Raw genomic sequence first — 21,304 nt, forward strand, 5'->3', positions numbered from 1 at the left:
TGCAAGCTGTGCGAAGCGGTCTGCCCGGCCCAGGCGATCACGATCGAGGCCGAGCCGCGCGAAGACGGCAGCCGCCGGACGACGCGCTACGATATCGACATGACCAAGTGCATCTATTGCGGATTGTGTCAGGAGGCCTGCCCGGTCGATGCCATCGTCGAGGGGCCGAATTTCGAATATGCGACGGAAACTCGCGAGGAGCTGCTCTACGACAAGGAAAAATTGCTGGCCAATGGCGACAAATGGGAGCGCGCGATCGCCGCGAGCCTTGCCGCCGATGCGCCCTATCGCTAAGCCGCTGCCGATTCTCAAAGGGGTCCCGCAAATATCGTGATTCAGGCATTCGCCTTCTACCTTTTTGCATCCATTACTGTTGCCTCGGGCGCGCTGACGATCCTGTCGCGCAACCCCGTGCATTCAGTGCTCTGGCTGATCCTCGCCTTCTTCAACGCGGCGGGGCTGATGCTGCTCGTCGGCGCGGAATTCATCGCGATGCTGCTGATCCTCGTCTATGTCGGCGCGGTGGCCGTGCTGTTCCTGTTCGTGGTCATGATGCTCAACATCGATTTCGCCCGGCTGCGCGCCGGATTCACGCGCTATCTGCCGTTCGGCCTGTTGATCGCGGCCGTGCTGCTCGCGGAGATCGTGCTGGCGATCGGCGTGTGGAGTTTCGCGGATCTCGGGCCCGATACGCGCATGGCGACCATCGATCCCAATGTGCCCAATATCGAGGCGATCGGCCGGGCGCTCTATGACCGCTATCTGCTGGTGTTCGAGGGCGCGGGTATCGTGCTGCTCGTCGCCATGGTCGGCGCCATCGTGCTGACCCATCGCGAGCGTGGCGGCGTGCGGCCGCAAAATATCGGCAAACAGATCCGCCGCCGCCCCGAAGACGCGACCCGCAATACGCAGCCCGAAGTGGGCGAGGGGGTCGAGCTGTGATGGGCCTCTCTCAACACCCGCTCACCCTGAGCTTGTCGAAGGGTTGTGCACCCACATTTCGACAAGCTCAATGTGAGCGCGGCCGGAGCATTGCAGCATGATCGGTCTCGGTCACTATCTGGTCGTCAGCGCGATCCTGTTCGTGATGGGCGTGCTCGGCATCTTCCTCAACCGGAAGAACATCATCATCATCCTGATGGCGATCGAGCTGATCCTGCTGGCCGTGAACATCAATCTCGTCGCCTTCAGCGCATTCCTCGGCGATATTGTCGGCCAGGTGTTCGCGATGTTCGTGCTGACCGTCGCGGCCGGCGAGGCGGCGATCGGCCTGGCAATACTCGTCATCTATTTCCGCGGCCGCGGGACGATTTCGGTCGAAGACGTCAACCGGATGAAGGGCTGACCCGATGATCCAGCTCATCGTCTTCCTGCCGCTGCTTGCGGCCATCATTGCCGGTCTCGGCAATCGGATGCTCGGCAATTTCGTCGCGAAAATCCTGACGACGGGCGCGCTGTTCATCGCCTGTGCGCTGAGCTGGCCGATCTTCCTCTCGTTTCTAGTCGGCGGGCAGGAAGCCTATGTCGCGCCGGTCTTCACCTGGATCGCCTCGGGCGAGATGGATGTCGCCTGGAGCCTGCGCGTCGATACGCTGACGGCCGTCATGCTCGTCGTCGTCACGACCGTTTCGGCGCTCGTGCATCTATATAGCTGGGGCTATATGGCGGAGGACCCGGACCAGCCCCGCTTCTTCGCCTATCTCTCGCTCTTCACCTTCGCGATGCTGATGCTCGTGACGTCGAATAATCTCGTGCAGATGTTCTTCGGCTGGGAAGGGGTGGGTCTCGCCTCCTATTTGCTCATCGGTTTCTGGTACAAGAAGCCGAGCGCCAATGCCGCCGCGATCAAGGCCTTCGTCGTCAACCGGGTCGGCGATTTCGGCTTCTCGCTCGGCATTTTCGGCACGTTCCTTGTATTCGGTACAGTGTCGATCCCCGAAATCCTCGAAGCCGCACCCGCCATGGCCGGATCGACGATCGGCTTCCTCGGCTATCGCGTCGATACGATGACGCTGCTCTGCCTGCTGCTGTTCATCGGCGCGATGGGCAAGTCGGCGCAGTTCGGGCTGCACACCTGGCTGCCGGACGCGATGGAGGGCCCGACGCCGGTCTCCGCGCTGATCCATGCCGCGACGATGGTCACGGCCGGTGTGTTCATGGTCTGCCGCCTATCGCCGATGTTCGAGACGAGCGACATGGCGCTCGCCGTGGTCACCTTCTTCGGCCTGCTGACCGCCTTCTTCGCGGCGACTGTCGGCACGGCGCAGATGGATATCAAGCGCGTCATCGCCTATTCGACCTGCTCACAGCTCGGCTACATGTTCGTGGCTGCCGGCGTCGGCGCATACGGCATCGCGATGTTCCACCTGTTCACGCACGCTTTCTTCAAGGCGCTGCTGTTCCTCGGCGCAGGCTCGGTGATCCACGCCATGCATCATGAGCAGGACATGCGGCACTATGGCGCGCTGAGAAAAGAAATCCCGCTGACCTTCTGGGCGATGATCATCGGCACGCTCGCGATCACCGGCGTCGGTATCGTCGGCGTGTTCGGCTTTGCCGGCTTCTATTCTAAGGACCTGATCATCGAGGCGGCCTTCGCGACCGACTCCGAACTGGGCGGTCTGGCCTTCTTCACGCTCGTCTTCGCCGCATTGCTGACGAGCTTCTACAGCTGGCGGCTGATCTTTATGACCTTCTTTGGCAAGCCGCGCTGGATCACGAGCGAGCATATCCAGCACAGCGTGCACAAGACGCCGGAAACCGCCGAAGACGCGACCGGCGGCTATCACCCGCATGAAAGCCCCTGGTCGATGCTGGTGCCGTTGGGCGTGCTGTCGGCAGGTGCGGTCCTGGCCGGCTATCTCTTCTACTATCCGTTCGGCTATGCCGAAGAGGGCGAGATTTTCTGGGCGGGCAGCATCGCGCTCGACACGCATCTGCTGCACGCGGTCCATGAGGTTCCGACCTGGGTGAAATATGCGCCGGGTGCGGTGATGCTGATCGGCCTCGCGATCGCCTGGCTGGCCTACATCAAATATACCGACTGGCCGCAGAAGTTCGTCGACCAGTTCCGGATGCTGCACGCCTTCCTCTACAACAAATGGTATATCGACGAGCTGTACGACACGATCTTCGTGAAGCCGGCCTTCGCCATCGGCCGCTTCTTCTGGAAGCGCGGCGACAAGGGCTTTATCGACCGGTTCGGGCCTGACGGCGTCTCGGCGCTCGTCGCCACGGGCACCGGCGTCGCGAAGCGCTTCCAGTCCGGCTATCTCTACACCTATGCGCTGGTCATGCTGGTCGGCCTGGTCGCGGCCGCAACCTGGGCGATCACGCGGTGAACCAGCTCGATTTTCCGATCCTGACCCTGATGGTCCTGCTGCCGCTCGCCGGTGCGCTGCTCTGCTTGGTCTGGCCGGGGCAGGGCGAGGGCAAGGCGGGCATGGCGCGGGTCATCGCGCTCGGCACGACGCTAGTCACCTTCGCGCTCGGTATCCTGCTCTGGATCAGCTACGAGATCGGCGGGCCGCAATGGCAGTTCGTCGAATATTACCCGATTTTCGGGCGCTTCGCCTGGGCTATGGGAATAGACGGCATCGCGCTGATGCTCATCATGCTCTCGGTATTCCTGATGCCGATCTGCATCATCGCGAGCTGGCAATCCATTCAATCACGCGTGCCCGAATATATGGCGGCGTTCCTGCTGATGGAATCGCTGATGATCGGCGTGTTTACCGCGCAGGACATCTTCCTTTTCTACATCTTCTTCGAGGCCGGCCTCATCCCAATGTACCTGATCATCGGCATCTGGGGCGGGGCCGAGCGGATCTACGCCAGCTATAAATTCTTCCTCTACACGCTCCTGGGATCGGTGCTGATGCTGATCGCGATGCTCTGGATGGTGCAGGAGGCTGGCACTTCTTCGATCCCCGAGCTGATGGTGTACGATTTCCCGGGCGGCGCGCAGAACTGGCTCTGGCTCGCTTTCTTCGCGAGCTTTGCCGTGAAGATGCCGATGTGGCCGGTCCATACCTGGCTGCCCGATGCGCATGTCCAGGCGCCGACGGCAGGCTCGGTGATCCTCGCCGGCGTGCTGCTGAAGATGGGCGGTTACGGCTTCATCCGCTTCTCGCTGCCCATGTTCCCGGAAGCGTCTGCGGATCTGGTCTGGATCGTCTTCGGCCTGTCGATGGTCGCGGTCGTCTACACGTCCTTGGTGGCACTCGTGCAAAAGGACATGAAAAAGCTCATCGCCTATTCGTCGGTCGCGCATATGGCCTTCGTCACGATTGGCCTGTTCGCCTTCAACCGGCAGGGCATCGAAGGCGCGATGATCGTGATGCTCTCGCACGGCCTCGTTTCGGGCGCGCTCTTCCTGTGCGTCGGCGTCATCTACGATCGCCTCCATACGCGCGAGATCGAGCGTTACGGCGGGCTCAGCGACAATATGCCGAAATACGCCATACTGTTCATGCTCTTTACCATGGCCTCGATCGGCCTTCCGGGCACGAGCGGTTTCGTCGGGGAATTCCTCGCGCTGGTCGGCGCCTATGAGGCGAACAGCTGGGTCGCGGTGGTCTGTACCACCGGCATCATCCTCGGTGCGGCCTATATGCTCTATCTCTATTGGCGCATCTGCTACGGCGAACTCGAAAAGGAAGACGTCAAGGCGATGCCCGACCTGTCGGTGCGCGAACTGGCGACGCTCGGCCCGATTGCGGCGGTCGTCCTGTGGATGGGCGTCTATCCGGAAAGCTTCCTCGCGCCGATCCGCGACGATGTCGGCACGTTGCTGGCGCGCATCGAGCCTGCGAACCCGCCCGGCGATGCGCAGCTCGCCATGGGTGCGGGCATGCTGCTCGACGCCGAACATGGCGGCGATCATGGCGGGGAGGGCGCGCACTGATGACGATCTGGGAAAGCCTTCTCACCGTCGCGCCCGAGCTGATCCTCACGCTCGGGGCGACAGACCTGCTGCTGGTCGGCGCATTCAGCAAGAAACCGGACGTCTCGCGCCGCGTGAGCATTTATGCGGTGCTGATGCTGATCGCCTGCGGCCTGTCGCTGCTCGGCCCGGCGGGCAATGGCGGCACGGTGTTTGGCGGCCTCTATGTCGCCGATGCCTTTTCCACCTTCTCCAAGGTGCTGATCTACGCCTCGGCGGCCATAGCGATCCTGATGGCCCCGCGCTTCTTCGACCGGCGCAGCGAGATGCGGCCCGAATATCCGGTGCTGATCCTTTTTTCCGCGCTGGGCATGGGCTTCATGGTCTCGTCCGGCGATCTGATGCTTCTCTATATCGGCCTCGAGATCAACAGTTTGGCGGCCTATGTGCTGGCGAGCTTCATGCGGCAGGACACGCGCTCGGCCGAAGCCGGCCTCAAATATTTCGTGCTCGGCGCATTGGCGAGCGGCATCCTGCTCTACGGCATCTCGCTGCTCTACGGCTTTACCGGCACGACGAGCTACACCGGCATCGCGACGGCTTTTGCCGCCGGCATGTCGACGGGCGAGCTGTTCGGGCTGGTCTTCGCCCTCGCGGGTCTCGCCTTCAAGATCAGCGCCGTGCCCTTCCATATGTGGACGCCGGACGTTTACGAGGGCGCGCCGACGCCGGTCACCGCCTTCTTCGCCTCCGCGCCCAAGATCGCGGCCATCGCGCTTTCGGTCCGCGTGATGTTCGAAGCGCTCGGCCCGGCGACCGATGCCTGGCAGCAGATCGTGATCTTCGTCGCGCTCGGCTCGATCGCGCTCGGCGCAGTGGCCGCCATCGGCCAGTCCAATATCAAGCGCCTGCTTGCGTACAGCTCGATCAACAATATCGGTTTTGCGCTGATCGGCCTTGCCGCGGGCACGCAGGCGGGCGTCGCGGCGACCATGTCCTACATGGCGATCTATGTCGTGATGACGCTCGGCAGCTTCCTGTGCGTCCTGCAGATGCGTGATGCGGACGGGCGCCCGGTCGAAACCATCGAGAGCCTTGCCGGTCTCTCAAAGTCTCAGCCCGGGCTGGCGGCTGCCTTCGCGATCTTTATGTTCAGCCTCGCCGGTATTCCGCCGCTGCTCGGCTTCTGGGGCAAGTTCCTCGTGTTCGACGCAGCCGTGGCGGCCGGACTCTTCCCGCTCGCGGTGATCGGCATCGCGCTGTCGGTGATCGGCGCCTATTATTATCTGCGCATCATCAAGACGATCTATTTCGACGATGCGGCCGAGCCCTATGCGCCGGCGAACTCGGTGATGGAGAATGGCCTGATCGCGGTCACGGCGGCAGCGGTTTCGCCGCTTGGCTATCTGCTCGTGCCGTTCCTCGCGCTGACTGCGGGCAATGCGGCAGCGGCGCTGTTCTAGGGCGATCGGAGCCTGAGCATCCGGATCCAGTCCGTCGCCGAAACCGGCTCTACCAATGACGATGTGATGGCGCTGGCCCGCAAGGGCGAGGCGGAAGGCTTTTGGCTGCGCGCGGATCGCCAGACCAAAGGACGCGGGCGGCAGGGCCGGGCCTGGCAATCGCCGAGCGGGAACCTGTTTGCGAGCACGCTCGTACGGCTGCGCGCGGAAGACCCGTCACCCGCGACGCTGGCCTTTGTCGCATCGTTGGCGCTGCACAATGCAGCAAGCGGCTTTCTGCCCGCCGCGTATCGCGACGATCTGTCTCTCAAATGGCCGAACGACCTGTTGCTGGGCGGCGCGAAGCTTTCCGGCATCCTGCTCGAACGCGAGGGCGATGCCGTCGTTATCGGGATTGGCGTCAATCTGGCGCACCATCCCGAGGATCTCGACCGCCCGGCGACCAGCCTCGCGACCCTAACCACTCCGCCATCGCCTGATGTTTTTCTGCGCGAACTGGCGGAGCGCTTCGCCCGGCGGCTCGCCGAATGGCGCGATGACGGATTTGGCGGCATCCGGGAGGCCTGGCTGGAGCGGGCTCATGCGCCGGGCGCCGGCCTGACCGTCCACGATCCATCGGGCGAAAAGCTGGAGGGGCTGTTCGACGGCCTTACCGAAGACGGCGCGCTGCGGCTGCGCTTGGCGGATGGGTCCGTCCGTGTCATGCATGCGGGCGATGTTTTCCTGATTTGAGGACTGACGCGATGCTGCTCGCTATCGATGCCGGAAACACCAATGTCGTCTTCGCGCTCGTCAAGGATGGCGAGATTGTCGCGCGCTGGCGGATCGCGACCGACCCGCGCCGCACCGGCGACGAATATGCGGTCTGGCTGCATAACCTCATGGCGCTCGAAGGCGTTACGCCGGACGATGTCGATGCGGTGATCATCTCCACCGTCGTGCCGCGCGCGCTGCACAATCTGCAGGTGCTGGCGTCCAAATATTTCGATGTCGAAGCGCTCGTGGCGGGTGAGCCGCCGGTCGAATGGGGTATATCGCTCGATATCGACGAACCCTCGAGCCTCGGCGCGGACCGGGCGGTGAATGTGATCGCGGCCCATGCGCTCCATCCCGAAGACCTGATCATCATCGATTTCGGCACGGCAACGACTTTCGACGTCGCGGACTATGAGGGCGCGTATAAGGGCGGCATCATCGCGCCGGGCATCAATCTCTCGCTCGACGCGCTGGTCGGGGCGGCAGCCAAGCTGCCGCGCATTGCGATCGAGGCGCCGCGCGACAATTCGGTCATCGGGACCAACACTGAAGACCAGATGCACATCGGCGTCTATTGGGGCTATATCGCCATGATCGAAGGGCTGGTCGCGCGCACCCGCGCGGAGATCGGCCGTCCCGCCAAGGTCGTGTCGACTGGTGGGCTGGCCACGCTTTTCGATGAACATACGGACGTGTTCGATGTCATCGAGCCCGACCTCACGATTCAAGGGCTGGCGATGCTTTACGAAAGATCTAGATAAACCCGCATGACTCCCGAAAATGAACTGCTTTTCCTCGCGCTCGGCGGGTCGGGCGAGATTGGCATGAACGTCAATCTCTACGGCACGCAGGGCAAATGGGTGATGGTCGATTGCGGCATGACGTTCGGCGATCCCTATTATCCGGGGATCGAGCTCGTCCTGCCCGATCTCGAATTTATCGAGGACCGTATCGACGATCTGCTCGGCATCGTGCTGACCCATGGGCATGAGGACCATATCGGCGCGCTGCCCTATCTGGCGGGCGATCTCGGCGTGCCGTTGTACGCGACTGCCTTCACCGCCGGGCTGATCTACAAGAAGCTGCAGGAAGCCGGACTGACCGACGAGATCGAGCTCAATGTCATCGATCCCGAGGACAGTTTCGATCTGGGGCCGTTCAACTTCCAGTACATACCGCTCGCCCATTCGATCCTCGAGGGCAATGCGCTGGTCATCGAGACCGATCATGGCCGCATCTTTCACACCGGCGACTGGAAGCTCGATCCCGACCCGCAGACCGGCACGCCGACGACGCCCGAAGAGATGATCGCGATCGGCGATAAGGGCATTCTCGCGCTCGTCTGCGATTCCACCAACGTTTTCGACGAAAAGGATTCGGGCAGCGAAGGTGCGGTTAAAGCGGGGCTAGCGGAGGTGATCGGTGCGGCCACGGGGCGCGTGCTGGTGACAACCTTCGCGTCAAACGCGGCGCGCCTGCAGACGCTGGGCCGCATCGCCACTGAAACGGGTCGCAAGGTCTGCGTCGCCGGGCGATCGCTCGATCGCATCATCGATACGGCGCAGGCCGTCGGCTATCTGAAGGATTTCCCGCCGACCGTCGATTTCGAAGAAGCGATGCGTTTGCCGCCGCGTGAGCTGCTGATCATCGCGACGGGCGGGCAGGGGGAATCGCGCGCCGCGCTCTCGCGGATCGCGGAGGACAATCACCCGCTGACGCTCGACAGCGGCGATCTCGTCGTCTTCAGCTCCAAGCAGATTCCAGGCAACGAACTGGCCATCGGCCGGGTGCAGAATGCGCTTGCGGCAAAGCAGATACCCATCGTCACCGACCGGCAGGCGATGGTGCATGTGTCCGGCCATCCCGGCCGGCCGGAACTCGCGAAAATGTACGAATGGATCCGGCCCGAAATACTCGTGCCCGTCCATGGCGAGTTGCGGCACATGGCCGAGCAGGCGCGGTTCGGCGCGGCGCAGGGCGTTCCCAAGACGATCGTCCAACAGAATGGCGATGTCGTGCGGCTCGCGCCCGACGGCCCGGCGATTGTCAGCCATGAGCGGACCGGCCGCCTGGTGCTCGATGGCGACACCATTGTCGCGGCCGATGGCGAGGCGATGAACGAACGCCGCCGCATCGGCCAGCGCGGGCTCATTGCGGTCACGGTTGCGTTCGGCAGCGACGGCAAGATGCGCGGCACGCCCAGTTTTTCGATGGCCGGTATCCCCGTCGAGGAGGATCGCGACGCATTTATCGACGATGCCGTGGAGGCCGCTGCCGACGCCGCACGCAAGGGGGCGAAGGATCTTGAAAAACTGCGCGAGGCGATACGGCTCGCCGTGCGCCGGACCGCCACCCACTGGACGGGCAAGAAGCCGGTGGTCAATGTCTCGCTGATGGAGGTCTAGCGATGCAGTTCATTTCGGCGCTCGCCATCTATTTTCTCTTCTGGTTTCTCTGCCTTTTCATGGTTTTGCCGTTCAGTGCGCGGACGGACCGGGAAGCGGGCGTGGAGACGCAGATCGGGAATGCCGAAAGCGCGCCGCACCGGTTCCGTGCGGGGCCGGTGGTCTTGCGCACGACGATCGTCGCGACGGTCTTTTTCGGTCTGTTCTACGCCAACTATGTCTATGGCTGGATTGGCGCCGATATTCTCGATTTCCTCAAACCGGAATCGATGCAGACGAGGGCAGAGCGCTAGCGCAGCCGCTCGATCGCCTGGGCGAGCGCGACGTACAGCTTGCCATTGTCGGACGAGAGCAAGGTCACGGCGAGCGGCGCGCCGTCCCGCGCCGTGATCACGCGGCGCAGCATGGCTTCGAAATCGTGGACGTAGCGGTTCACCTGCTCGCGGAATTCGCCGTTATTCTCATATTGCGCGACGATCTCGCGGGCTTCGCCGGTATCGAGCAGCCGCACGGCGCGGCGCGAGAAGATACCGCGATCGCCCTTCAGATAGGCGGCCCAGGCCGTGTCGGTCACCTCGTTGGACAGGATCTTGCTGACGTCGATGGCCGTCGAATTGAGCGATTCGATCAAAAGGGTGACCTGACGCGCGAAACCATCGAGACTGGCTTCCTCGGCATCGGCCTCTGCCGCGCGTAGCTGGCTTTCGAGCGCGCTGCTCCGGCTTTCGATCTCGCCAATCTTCGTGTCGAGCGCCGCCATCGCTTCCTGCGCCAGCGACGTGGCCTGTTCCGAGGTCGCGATCAGTTGAGCGATCCGGCTTTCGACATTCTCGCCGAGCGCTTCGGTCATTGCCGCCTGCGTTGCCTCGCTGATAGCGGCCGCGCTTTGCGGGATGACCTCGCCAAACGCGGCGCGCGCCTTTTCGGCGGCCTGATCGGCTGTCTCGCGAACTTCCATCAGCGTCTCGATCAGGCGCGGCGCGGCGCCATCGGCGATGCTTTCGGCCTGTTCCGCCGAATGATTGAGGCCGTCCTCGATGCTCGTGATATCGGCCCGCATCGCCGTAATCCGGTCGCCCACCTGATCGACGAAGGCGGCGACGGCCGTACGCTGTTCGTCCAGGCTTTCGCCGGTCACGCCGATGAAGCTCCGCGTATCGTCGGCCAGCTGTTTCAGTGCATCGAGTTCGGGCGCAATATCGGCGATGGCCGCTTTCAGGTCCGCCGCACGCTGTTCGGTGTCGGCAAAGGCCTGGGGGAGGGCTTCGGAGAGCGATTCCGCGCTCAGATCCAATGCCGCCTTCACTTCGGCGGCGCGGGCGATCAACCGCTCGGTCGCCGCATCGTTTCCGCCGATGCTTTCGCCGAGCGCCGTCATGTCTTCGCTCAGTCCGGCGATTTCGGCGCTGAGCTTCCTGGCATGCTCCGCGCCGTCCGTGGAGAGATTGGCGAGCCGGCCTTCGATATCGCCAAGACCGGTATCGAGATCGCCAAGCGTTCCGGCCGTCGCTTCGCGCTGTGCGTTCAATCTTTCGTCGAAGGCGGCGAGCGCGGCCGTCGTCGCCGCGATCCGTTCGTCGAGCGCGGCCGCGGCCTCTTCGCCTTCCTGGCTGAAATTGGAGCGGGCGTTTTCGACCATCGCGGTCAGCGCACTGCCGATCTCGTCGACCACCTTGCGCGTGTCCTCGACGGCCGTGCTCGATCGTTCGAGTATGCCGTCCACGACCGCGTTGATCTCGTCGCCGGTCGTCGCAAGCTTTGCTGCAGAAACTTCGGCCACGCCCTCGATGCGTGCGAGATTGGCGGCGAGCGACTGCGCCGCGCCATTGGCGATGCCCTGCGCTTCCTCGCCCCGCGATTTGAGCGTCAGCAGCTGCGTATCGAGCGCGGCCGCCTGTTCATGCGCGTTGACGCCCGCTTCCCGGATCCCGCTGCTCACAGCGCGGGCCTGTTGCTCCGCGCGCGGCAGATCGGTCATCAACACATCGACATCTTCCCGGGCCGATTTGGTGGCGCGGTCGAGAATACCCGACTTCTGCTCGATGGTTTCACTGGCCTCGCGCATCATATCGCTGACCGCGCGCAGCCGCCCGGCCGCATCGTCGCCGAGCGCAAGCAGCCGGTCGGTTTCCACCGACACGCCATCGCGTATTTCGGAGAGCTGCGCGGAGACAACCGCCATCGCATTGTCGAGACGCCGGGCCTCTGCGCGCATCGCTTCGGACGTCCGGCCGAACTGCATGGCTTCGCGGCGGCTCGTCCGCTGGGTCAGCAGCCATGCGACGCCGAGCAGGGCGAGCGGCACCGAGCCGATGGCGATCCAGTTCGCGATCTGGGTGAGGCTGGGCGCCTCGGCGGCCATGCTCGAATAGGCGGCCCAGCCGGCAAATCCGGTCCATGCGATTGCCAGCACGATGATGGCTATGGTGGGCAGCCGTTCGGCGAGCGCCGGCTCCTCGCGTTCGAATTCCCACTCGTCTTCGGCGATCCATTCGGCGGCTTCGTTCGGCTGCATCGTCGCGCCGCGTGCTATTTCCGCAGGGCTCTCCACCTCCGCGAGGTCATTTGCTGCTTCGGCCATCCCATTTCCCTCTCAACTCGCCGTGTTTACCATGTTTTGGCCCCTCCGAAAGCCTCGCGCGGCAACGGAGCGTTAACGGCGATGCGATAAAGCCACACCATGGCTTATGACCCCGGAGCGCTGGACAAGACGCTGGCCGCCGCCGTCGGCGACGACCAGGAGTTGATCGTCGAGCTGCGTTCGGCCTTTTTCCAGAGCGCGCAGCGCCAGGTTTCCGCGCTGCACAATGCGGTTAACGACCAGCAATGGCAGGTCGCGGCATGGCGCCTGAAAGGGCTCGCGGCCAGTTTCGGCGTGACCGACCTGATGGCGCTGGCCCATGAGGCTGCGGAAGGCGTGCCGTTCGACGAGAAACTCCTCCATCGCATCGATAAATCGCTGGCCGGCTTCTCTACATCGGACGAAACGCGGGCGTAATCCCCGCGCGAGCAATCCCCGGATTTCCGCGACGAACGGCTTTGCAAGCCGCTATCGCTGCGCGTATCGATCCCTGCCAATGGCTTTGGGACGCATATCATGGCCTTCGCGGCGCTGATCGCCGCCTATCAGGAGGCCGATGAGGGCGAGGCGGGATTGCGCGCGCTCCTGCCCATGGCTGGTCGCAGCCTGCTCGAAAACCAGGTCCGCCGCGCGATGTCGGCCGGTGCCTCGCACATCGTGATCCTCGTCGAGCGCGTGCCGGCGGCGCTGAGCGCGGCGGTGGACCGGCTGAAGCGGGACGGGATCGCGGTCAATCTCGCGCGCGACCCGATGACCGCGGCAGATCACTTCCATCCCGAAGAGCTGGTGCTGCTCGTTGCCGACGGGCTCGTCGCAGCGCCGGACTGTTTCGAAGCCATGGCGGCACGCGTCGCGCCGACGCTGCTGGTCGTCGCCGACACCCCGGAAAACGCCGATTTCGAGCGGGTCGATGCCGATCATCGCTGGGCGGGGCTGGCGCTGACCACGGTTGAAGCGGTGTCCGCGACCGCGCAGATGCTCGGCGATTGGGATCTGCAGTCCACCCTGATGCGCCGGATCGTGCAGGGCGGCGCCGATTTCCTGCCCGTCGACGGGGAGTCCGGGGTCGTCATGGACGCGAGCGAAGCGGTCGTTTTGGCCGAACGCAGCGAGAAAAGCCGGGATGCCGGTCATTCCATGCTGGCGCGCAACAGCCTGCAATCGGGCAGCTGGCCCGAGCGGTTCGTCTATGCGCCGCTCACGTCGCGTATTGCGCCCCTGCTGCTCGACCGGCGGGTCGAAGCCGTTTGGCTGCGGAGCGCCGCGATCCTGCTGACGGTCGGCGGCGCGGCCGCTTTCTGGTGGGGCTGGTTGTGGACCGGTCTTGCGCTCGTGCTGCTTGCCGGCCCGCTGGACTCGATCGCGGCGCGCATCGATCTGGCGCGCTTGCGCGACCATGACGGCGGCTGGGAGATCCGTTTCGCGAAAGGCATCGCACAGGGATTGGCCATTCTGGCGCTCGGCCGATACGCGATTCTGACCACGGGCGAACTCGCCTATTTCGTGGCATCCGTCGTGGCGCTGGTGACGCTCGTGCTGGCCAATCGGGAGATGTATTTGCTGCGCAAATCGCTCGACGGGGACAACCGGTTTCTGCCCTGGTTTGCAGACGGCAATGCCGCGATCTGGCTGATCCTGCCCTTCGCGACGCTCGGATTGTGGTTCTTCTGGCCTGCGGCCGTGGCTTTATATGCCGCTATATCGCTGTTTTTCATGCAGAATATGCTGAAGGAAGCCATTCGCCGCCGCGATTGAGCCACAAAACAGGATTAGCACGGTCTTAACGACGTTTCGGCTATGGCCCGACCATGTCTGACGACGCCCAGTCCGCCCGGAAAACCGCGGAGGAGCGAGCTGCTGCCTTGCTCGCCGATGCCGTTCGCGCGGCGGACGGACGCGCGCCTGGGGCCGGCGCCACGCTTTCCGCGCTGATCCGGCCGGAACCGTTCCGCCTCAGCGAAGTCGAGCGGGTTACGGCGCGCCGGCTGCTCAAGGGGCTGGTCGAAGCAATCGAAGCGGAGTTCAGGGCGCGGTTGCTGAACGCTGACGCCCTGCCGGATGTGGCGGAGTTCACCGCGTCGCTCGGCGCGGCGCATGTGGAGATCGCCTGGCCCATGCTCGGCCGGGCCGAACTGCCGGACGATCGCGCGCTGGTGCAGTTGCTCGTGCAGCGCAGCCGCGCCTTTGCGATCGGGCGACAGCTTCGGCGCAGGGCATTGTCGACCGAGAATGGGCGGCTCGAGACGCTGACCGCGCATGGCGACGGGCAGATCGCCGCAGACGCTATGGATCTGTTGATCGCGGAGAGCCGAACCAACGACCGGTTCGACGATCCGAAAATCCTGCGCACCGACCTCCCGGCCGAAACCGATCGGCAGATCGTCTGGGCCGTCGCCGCGGCGCTGCGCGAATACGGGGTGAGCGTTCACGGGATCGAACCGTCCGCGCTGGACGGGCCGATCGCCGATACCGCGGCGGCCGTGATCGCTGCACGCGGCGACGCACAATCGGTCGAGACCGTCGCAATGCAGCTTGCCGTTCGGCTGCAACGGGCCGGGCTTGCCGATGATCGCCTCCTTCTCGAAACTCTCAACAGCGCGCGGCTGACCCTGTATGTCGCATTGCTGGCGGCGCGCGCGAATATGGCGTTCGCCAGTGCCTGGGAAATGACGGTCATGCCCGATGCCGCGAGCCATATGCTGTTGCTGAAATCGGTCGGCGTTGCGCGTCAGGCCGCGTCGCATCTCGTTGTTGCGATGACCCGCGCGCTGCTGGCCGAGGACCGGCTTGCGGACGAACGCGCGGCTGGCTGGCTCCAAACCTATGATCTGCTCGAGCCCGGCGACATCGATAGCGCCATGAAACCCTGGCGGCTGGACCGCGGTTATCGCGATGCGATCGCTGCCGTTCGCATTGCGGCGTTCTCCGAAGGCGGAGGCCGGTGATGGACATCGAGGGCATGGTCGATCCGGCTTTCGGCCGCGTGGACGCCGACGGTTGTCTCATTGCCGCCGATCCGCCTCTCGCCGATCTCAATCGGCGCGCGGGCGGCGTGCCGGGCAAAAGCCTTGCGGTGCCGCAGATCGCGGCATTGGCGAAACTTGCCGAGCGGCTCGGCATTGCCGTTTCCCGCTCGGTCATCGCGGCCGATGGGGATCGGGACGTCGAACTGCATGTGCAGGCCGAACCCGATGGCGATGGGGTCAACCTTGCCGTTGGCGGCTGGGTCGACCGGGAGCCCGCGCAGCCGGCGCCTGGCGATGCGGCGCTGCGCGAACATGACTTCATGCGCGCCGATGCCGACTGGCTGTGGGAAACCGATCACGCGTTGCGGCTGACCGCGATCTCGCCGGATGCCGAGGCGATGCTCGGTCCGGTCGCCGCCTATATCGGGCAGCCGCTCACCGGCCTTTTCCGGTTCGTCGAGCGCGCGGATGGCGCGCTGCCGATCCTCAACGCGCTGGCCGAGCATCGGCGTTTCGAGCGGCAGGAGGCCGTACTGCGCCCATCGGACGGGCAGGGCGTCGAGCTGACGGCCGTCCCGCTGATCGACGGAAACGGCCGTTTTGCCGGTTTTCGCGGCACGGCGGTCGCGCTCGAAGCGGTGCCCGTGCCGGCATCGGCAACGCCCGGCGATGCGGCGGTGCCTGACGTCTTCAGCGGCCAGATCAGCCAGGCGCTGCGCACACCGCTCGACCGGATCGTTGCGAGCGCGCACAGCATCGAGGCGCAGCTCGATGGGCCGATCCGCGGCGATTATGCGGAATATGCGGGCGATATCGCGCGGGCTGGCCGCCATTTGCTGGGCCTGATCGATGATCTCGCCGATCTGCAGGCGGTCGAACGCGACGATTTCAGGCCCGATGTGCAGGATATCGATCTCGCCGAAATTGCGCGCGACGCGGCCGGCCTGCTGTCGGTCCGCGCATCGGAGAAGAACATCCGCATCGACCGGCCGGCCGATGACGAACGCCTACCCGCGCGTGCCGATTATCAGCGCGTACTGCAAATATTGGTCAATCTTGTCGGCAATGCCGTGCGGTTCGCGCCGGCGGACAGTCAGGTCTGGATCCGCTGCGAAACCGAGGGCGATCTCGCTGCGGTTGTCGTCGCCGACCAGGGACGCGGTATTGCCGCCGAAGACCAGCCGCGTATCTTCGAGAAGTTCGAGCGGCTGGGCGCGGAAGAGCCGGGCACTGGGCTTGGGCTCTATATCGCGCGGCGTCTCGCCAGAGCGATGGGCGGCGACATCACCGTCGACAGCGCGAAAGGGCAGGGGGCACGGTTCGTTCTCACCGTGCCCGTCGGCAATTAGCGTTTAGCGGCTTCCCACCGGAACATAATCGCGCTGTTCCGGCCCCGTGTAGAGCTGGCGCGGGCGGCCGATCGTCTGGGCGGGGTCGGAGATCATCTCGTTCCACTGCGCGACCCAGCCAACCGTGCGGGCGATCGCGAAGAGCACGGTGAACATCGTCGTCGGGAAGCCGATCGCCGAAAGGATCACGCCCGAATAGAAATCGACATTCGGATAGAGCTTTTTCTCGATGAAATATTCGTCGTTGAGCGCAATCTGCTCCAGCTCGCGCGCCACGTCGAAGATCGGATCGTCCACGCCTAGCGTGTTCAGGACGTCGGTCGCGGTTTCCTTCATCACTTTCGCGCGGGGGTCGAAATTCTTGTAGACGCGGTGGCCGAAGCCCATCAGGCGGAACGGGTCCTCCTTGTCCTTGGCGCGGTCGATATATTCGGGGATGCGGTCGGGCGTGCCGATTTCGCGCAGCATGTTGAGCGCGGCTTCGTTCGCGCCGCCATGTGCCGGGCCCCAGAGGCAGGCGATGCCCGAGGCGATACAGGCGAACGGGTTGGCGCCCGAGGAACCGGCGAGTCGGACGGTCGAGGTCGAGGCGTTCTGCTCGTGATCGGCGTGGAGAATGAAGATACGATCCATCGCCTTTTCGATCACCGGATCGAGTTCATACGCCTCGGCCGGCACGCCGAAGGTCATGCGCAGGAAATTGCCGGTGTAGGAGAGGTCGTTATCCGGATAGAGGAAGGGCTGGCCGATCGCATATTTGTACGCCATGGCCGCGATCGTCGGCATCTTCGCGATCATCCGGTGCGACGCGATCATCCGCTGCTCGGGATCGGTGATGTCGGTCGAATCGTGGTAGAATGCGCTGAGCGCACCCACGACGCCGCACATGATCGCCATCGGATGGGCGTCGCGCCGGAAACCGCGATACAGCTCCTTGAGCTGTTCATGGACCATCGTGTGGAGCGTGATCGTGCGCTCGAAATCGGAGAATTCCTTGCGGCTCGGCAATTCGCCGTTGAGCAGCAGATAGGCGACTTCCATGAAGCTCGACTGTTCGGCGAGCTGCTCGATCGGATAGCCGCGATGCAGCAGGATGCCTTTGCCGCCATCGATATAGGTCAGGCCGGATTCGCAACTGGCCGTGGATTTGAAGCCGGGATCGAAGGTGAACAGGCCGGTCTCGGAATAAAGCTTGCGGATATCGACGACATCGGGGCCGCACGATCCGGAGTGCACGCCATATTCATATTCATTGTCGTTGACCGAGATTTTGGCGCTGTTGTAGCCCATAAATTCACTCCTGCTATCCCGCCTGATCGGCGATCCGCGCCAGAGACTCCTCGCGGCCGAGGAGCAAAAGCACATCGAAAATGCCCGGCGATGTCGCACTGCCGGTCAGCGCTGCGCGCAAGGGTTGAGCGACCTTACCCAGCTTGAGATCGCGGGCCTCGGCGAATTCCCTTACGGCAGTATCCAACGCGTCTTCCGTCCAGTCCGGCAACGCTTCGAGATGCGGGACGAGGGCGGCCAGCAGCGCCGGCGCGTCATCCTGTAGCAGCTTTTCCGCCTTCTCGTCCAGATTCAGGGGGCGGGTGCGAAATAAAAATCCCGAGCTCTCCGCCAATTCCCCGGTAGACTTGGCACGCGGCTTGATGCTTTCCATGCTGCGCTGCAGCAAATTCTGCTCGTCCACAGTCAGTTCCCGGCCGATTTCCACCGCGATTTGCGGCGCGGCCAGTGCCGCCAGTCGGGCGTTGTCGGTCTCGCGGATATAGTGCCCGTTGAGATTGCTGAGCTTTTTCACATCGAAGCGCGCCGCCGACTTGCCGACGCCATCGAGATCGAACCATTCGATCGCCTGTTCACGGCTGATGATCTCGTCATCGCCATGTCCCCAGCCGAGGCGGAGCAGATAGTTGAACACGGCTTCGGGCAGCATGCCCATCTCGTCGCGATAGGCTTCGACGCCGAGCGAACCATGGCGTTTCGAGAGTTTCGCGCCGTCCGGGCCGTGGATCAGCGGAACATGCGCATAGACGGGCTCGGGCCAGCCCATCGCATCGATCAACGCGCGCTGCCGGAAGGCATTGTTGAGATGATCGTCGCCGCGGATGACATGGGTGACGCCCATATCGTGATCGTCGACCGCCACGGCGAGCATATAGGTCGGCGTGCCGTCGCCGCGCAGCATCACGAAATCGTCGATCTCGCTGTTGCGGACCGTGACTTTGCCCTGGACCGCATCGTCGATCACCGTTTCGCCGTCGATCGGCGTTTTCAGGCGGATGACGAACGGTGCGCCTTCGGGCGCTTCGGACGGATCGCGATCGCGCCAGCGGCCGTCATAGCGGATCGGCTGCTTCGCCGCGCGCTGCTGTTCGCGCATCTCGGCCAGTTCTTCGGGCGTGGCGTAGCAGCGATAGGCCTTGCCCTGATCGAGCAATGCGTTGGCCACTTCGACATGGCGGTCGGCGCGGGCGAACTGATAGACTTCGTCGCCGTCCCAATCGAGGCCGAGCCAGCGCATGCCGTCCAGAATCTTCGCGATGGCTTCGTCGGTCGAGCGCGCCCGGTCCGTATCCTCGATGCGGAGCTTGAACTCGCCGCCATGATGGCGGGCAAAGAGCCAGTTGAACAGCGCCGTGCGGGCGCCGCCGATATGCAGGAATCCGGTGGGTGACGGGGCGAATCGCGTTACAACGCGTTGCGTGCCATCGGCTTTTTCGGTTGCGCCCATGCGCGCTATCTCCAAGACTGGGAAGTATGCGGGGAATATTGGGAGCGCGCACTAGCATAGCGCCCGCCGGGCGACAATCGGATCGCATACCCCTTATCGACCGTCTCGAAGCGCATCTGGAAAGCGAGCGCGATCAGTTGCCGCTCTGGCTGCCTGTCGCGCTCGGTCTCGGCATCGCGATATGGTTCGGGCTTGCGGATCGCAATGGCTGGATCGCCTTTATATTGGGCATGAGCGCGCTTGCGGTCGCAGCGTTCGCCTTAGGCCGGGGCTGGCGGGTCGCGCGCAGCGCCGGCATCTTTGCGCTGGTTGCGGCGATCGGCTGCGCGCTGGTCTGGTTGCGAGCCGAATATATCGCGACGGACACGCTGGAACGGCCCGTCGTCAGCCGCTTTACCGCGGAGATCGTGTCCATCGAGCATCTGCCGGCGCGCGAAAGCGTCCGGCTGATGGTGCGTAATCCGAGCGATCCGGAGCTGCCCGAGCGGTTTCGCGTCAATCTCGCCGAAGACATGATTTCCGATGACGTCGCCGTGGGCGCCTTGGTGACGCTCGATGCGCGGCTCATGCCGCCGCCGGGCGCGACGGTGCCTGGTGGTTATGATTTCGCGCAGCGCGCCTGGTTCGAACGGATCGGCGCGACAGGGCGGGCATGGGGTGAGGTCGAGATCGTCCGGCCGGCCGCCGGCGATAGCTGGCGCGGATGGCTCGAAGAGCGGCGCGCCACACTGGCGGCACATGTCGCGGACCGTGTCGGCGGACGGGAGGGGGCCATCGCCGCGACGCTGGCGACCGGCGATCGCGGACGGATTGCCGAAGAAGATGCCGAAGCCATGCGGCGCAGCGGGCTTGCACATCTGCTCGCGATCAGCGGCCTCCATGTGACGGCGGTGATCGGCGTTGCGCTGTTGCTGACGCTCAAGCTGCTGGCGCTGAGCCCGAAACTCGCACTTAACGCGCCGCTGATCCTGATCGCCGCCGGGGCGGGGGCCTTGGCGGGGCTCGCCTACACGCTTTTTACAGGTGCCGAGGTGCCGACCGTGCGGGCCTGTATCGCGGCGATGCTCGTGCTGATCGGCGTGGCGCTCGGGCGCGATGCGATCACCTTACGGCTTGTGGCGACGGGCGCGCTCGTCGTGCTGCTGTTCTGGCCGGAAACGCTGGTCGGGCCGAGTTTCCAGCTCAGTTTTGCCGCGGTGACGGCGATTATCGCGCTGCACGAGCATCCGCGCACGAAGAAACTGCTCTCGCGGCGCGACGAACCCTGGACGGCGAAGATCGGGCGGTTCACGCTCGGGCTGTTGCTGACCGGGCTCGTGGTCGAGATCGCGCTCATGCCGATCGCGCTGTTCCACTTCAACAAGGCGGGGCTTTACGGCGCGCTCGCCAATATCGTCGCGATCCCGCTGACGAGCTTCGTCATAATACCGCTCGAGGCGCTGGCGCTGTTCCTCGACATCTTCGGGCTCGGCGCGCCGGTCTGGTGGCTCGTCGGTCAGACGCTCGGTCTGCTGCTCGATATCGCGCATGGCGTGTCCAGCACGCCGGGCGCCGTCGCCTTACTGCCAGCCATGCCGGTCGCCGCTTATGCGCTGATGATCATCGGCGGATTATGGCTGTGTCTCTGGAAGAGCGGATGGCGCGTCTGGGGGCTGGGGCCGATCGTCGCGGGGGCGATCTGGGCGCTCGTAACGCCGCCGGCCGATATCCTGGTTACGGGCGACGGGCGCCATATGGCGATCCGCGGTAGCGATGGGACGCTCGCGCTGCTCCGCCCGCGGGCTGGCGACTATGTGCGCGACATGTTCAACGAAACATCGGGCATCGAAGATGTCGCCGGCGCGCTCGACGACCTGCCGACGGCCTGGTGCAATGCCGATAGCTGCCGTGCGACCCTGTGGCGCGGCGGGCGGCAATGGCGGATTTTCGCGACGCGCAGCCGCTATTATCTGCCCTATCGGGATCTCGTCCGCGAATGCGCGGCCGCCGATATCGTCGTCAGCGACCGGCGGATGCCCGAAGGCTGTACGCCGCGCTGGTTGTTGGCGGACCGCACCATGTTACGCGAAACGGGCGGGCTCGCGATCAGCCTGTCACGGCCCGGCGTCAAAACGGTATTGGAGCCGGGAGACGACCGCCCGTGGCGGCGGTAAGCGGTGCTC

18 protein-coding genes are annotated in these 21,304 nt (G+C 64.3%); 15 read left to right on the forward strand and 3 right to left on the reverse strand.

The features are described 5' to 3' along the window. The 10 genes from nuoI to ACTS1Z_RS07665 all read left to right on the forward strand — a co-directional run. A partial coding sequence (gene nuoI / locus ACTS1Z_RS07620; protein ID WP_442623851.1) for an NADH-quinone oxidoreductase subunit NuoI occupies positions 1 to 294 on the forward strand: 294 nt, incomplete at its 5' end. A 36-nt stretch (positions 295 to 330) separates the two neighbouring features. Continuing rightward, positions 331 to 942, forward strand: a complete 612-nt coding sequence (locus ACTS1Z_RS07625) for an NADH-quinone oxidoreductase subunit J (RefSeq protein ID WP_442623852.1) — start codon at positions 331 to 333, stop codon at positions 940 to 942. Between the two features lie 97 nt (positions 943 to 1,039). Then, on the forward strand, positions 1,040 to 1,345 hold the full coding sequence (gene nuoK, locus ACTS1Z_RS07630) for an NADH-quinone oxidoreductase subunit NuoK (RefSeq protein ID WP_442623853.1): 306 nt from the start codon (positions 1,040 to 1,042) through the stop codon (positions 1,343 to 1,345). Positions 1,346 to 1,349: 4 nt separating this feature from the next. After that, the gene (gene nuoL, locus ACTS1Z_RS07635; RefSeq protein WP_442623854.1) at positions 1,350 to 3,341 is read left to right on the forward strand and encodes an NADH-quinone oxidoreductase subunit L; all 1,992 of its coding nucleotides are present in this window, start codon (positions 1,350 to 1,352) and stop codon (positions 3,339 to 3,341) included. Then, complete coding sequence (locus ACTS1Z_RS07640) at positions 3,338 to 4,906, forward strand: NADH-quinone oxidoreductase subunit M (protein WP_442623855.1); 1,569 nt, start codon at positions 3,338 to 3,340, stop codon at positions 4,904 to 4,906. The genes nuoL and ACTS1Z_RS07640 overlap by 4 nt, the downstream gene beginning before the upstream one ends. Then, positions 4,906 to 6,348 (forward strand): NADH-quinone oxidoreductase subunit NuoN, encoded by a 1,443-nt coding sequence (gene nuoN, locus ACTS1Z_RS07645; protein WP_442623856.1) that lies wholly within the window; start codon positions 4,906 to 4,908, stop codon positions 6,346 to 6,348. Before ACTS1Z_RS07640 ends, nuoN begins: the two co-directional genes overlap by 1 nt. Positions 6,349 to 6,372: 24 nt before the next feature. Continuing rightward, a complete protein-coding gene (locus ACTS1Z_RS07650; RefSeq protein WP_442623883.1) occupies positions 6,373 to 7,080 on the forward strand; it encodes a biotin--[acetyl-CoA-carboxylase] ligase in 708 nt (235 codons plus the stop codon). A gap of 11 nt (positions 7,081 to 7,091) precedes the next feature. Next, complete coding sequence (locus ACTS1Z_RS07655) at positions 7,092 to 7,865, forward strand: type III pantothenate kinase (RefSeq protein WP_442623857.1); 774 nt, start codon at positions 7,092 to 7,094, stop codon at positions 7,863 to 7,865. Between the two features lie 6 nt (positions 7,866 to 7,871). Next, positions 7,872 to 9,509, forward strand: coding sequence for a ribonuclease J (locus ACTS1Z_RS07660; RefSeq protein WP_442623858.1), 1,638 nt, complete (start codon positions 7,872 to 7,874; stop codon positions 9,507 to 9,509). A gap of 2 nt (positions 9,510 to 9,511) precedes the next feature. Next, positions 9,512 to 9,802: a DUF1467 family protein gene (locus ACTS1Z_RS07665; RefSeq protein WP_442623859.1), complete on the forward strand. Its 291-nt coding sequence runs from the start codon at positions 9,512 to 9,514 to the stop codon at positions 9,800 to 9,802. Here the strand turns inward: ACTS1Z_RS07665 and ACTS1Z_RS07670 are convergent. Next, positions 9,799 to 12,090 carry a hypothetical protein gene (locus tag ACTS1Z_RS07670; RefSeq protein ID WP_442623860.1) on the reverse strand — a complete coding sequence of 764 codons (2,292 nt, stop codon included), beginning with the start codon at positions 12,088 to 12,090 and terminating at the stop codon, positions 9,799 to 9,801. The genes ACTS1Z_RS07665 and ACTS1Z_RS07670 overlap by 4 nt on opposite strands. Positions 12,091 to 12,189: 99 nt before the next feature. Here ACTS1Z_RS07670 and ACTS1Z_RS07675 point away from each other — a divergent pair, with 99 nt between their 5' ends. The 4 genes from ACTS1Z_RS07675 to ACTS1Z_RS07690 all read left to right on the forward strand — a co-directional run bounded on the left by ACTS1Z_RS07675 (position 12,190) and on the right by ACTS1Z_RS07690 (position 16,405). Further along, entirely contained in the window at positions 12,190 to 12,507 is a 318-nt protein-coding gene (locus ACTS1Z_RS07675) for an Hpt domain-containing protein (protein ID WP_442623861.1), read from the forward strand. Between the two features lie 99 nt (positions 12,508 to 12,606). Beyond that, the gene (locus ACTS1Z_RS07680; protein ID WP_442623862.1) at positions 12,607 to 13,845 is read left to right on the forward strand and encodes a hypothetical protein; all 1,239 of its coding nucleotides are present in this window, start codon (positions 12,607 to 12,609) and stop codon (positions 13,843 to 13,845) included. A 53-nt stretch (positions 13,846 to 13,898) separates the two neighbouring features. Then, positions 13,899 to 15,035 carry a DUF2336 domain-containing protein gene (locus ACTS1Z_RS07685; RefSeq protein ID WP_442623863.1) on the forward strand — a complete coding sequence of 379 codons (1,137 nt, stop codon included), beginning with the start codon at positions 13,899 to 13,901 and terminating at the stop codon, positions 15,033 to 15,035. Then, positions 15,035 to 16,405, forward strand: a complete 1,371-nt coding sequence (locus tag ACTS1Z_RS07690) for an ATP-binding protein (RefSeq protein WP_442623884.1) — start codon at positions 15,035 to 15,037, stop codon at positions 16,403 to 16,405. Before ACTS1Z_RS07685 ends, ACTS1Z_RS07690 begins: the two co-directional genes overlap by 1 nt. A 3-nt stretch (positions 16,406 to 16,408) precedes the next feature. Here the strand turns inward: ACTS1Z_RS07690 and ACTS1Z_RS07695 are convergent, their stop codons facing one another. Both ACTS1Z_RS07695 and gltX read right to left on the reverse strand, forming a co-directional pair. Continuing rightward, a complete protein-coding gene (locus ACTS1Z_RS07695; RefSeq protein WP_442623864.1) occupies positions 16,409 to 17,695 on the reverse strand; it encodes a citrate synthase in 1,287 nt (428 codons plus the stop codon). 13 nt (positions 17,696 to 17,708) lie between these two features. Continuing rightward, complete coding sequence (gene gltX, locus ACTS1Z_RS07700; RefSeq protein WP_442623865.1) at positions 17,709 to 19,142, reverse strand: glutamate--tRNA ligase; 1,434 nt, start codon at positions 19,140 to 19,142, stop codon at positions 17,709 to 17,711. A gap of 38 nt (positions 19,143 to 19,180) precedes the next feature. Here gltX and ACTS1Z_RS07705 point away from each other — a divergent pair, with 38 nt between their 5' ends. Next, positions 19,181 to 21,295, forward strand: coding sequence for a ComEC/Rec2 family competence protein (locus tag ACTS1Z_RS07705; RefSeq protein WP_442623866.1), 2,115 nt, complete (start codon positions 19,181 to 19,183; stop codon positions 21,293 to 21,295). Positions 21,296 to 21,304: the final 9 nt, after the last annotated feature.

It is taken from the genome of Parasphingopyxis sp., from assembly GCF_052168295.1.
Lineage (GTDB): Bacteria > Pseudomonadota > Alphaproteobacteria > Sphingomonadales > Sphingomonadaceae > Parasphingopyxis.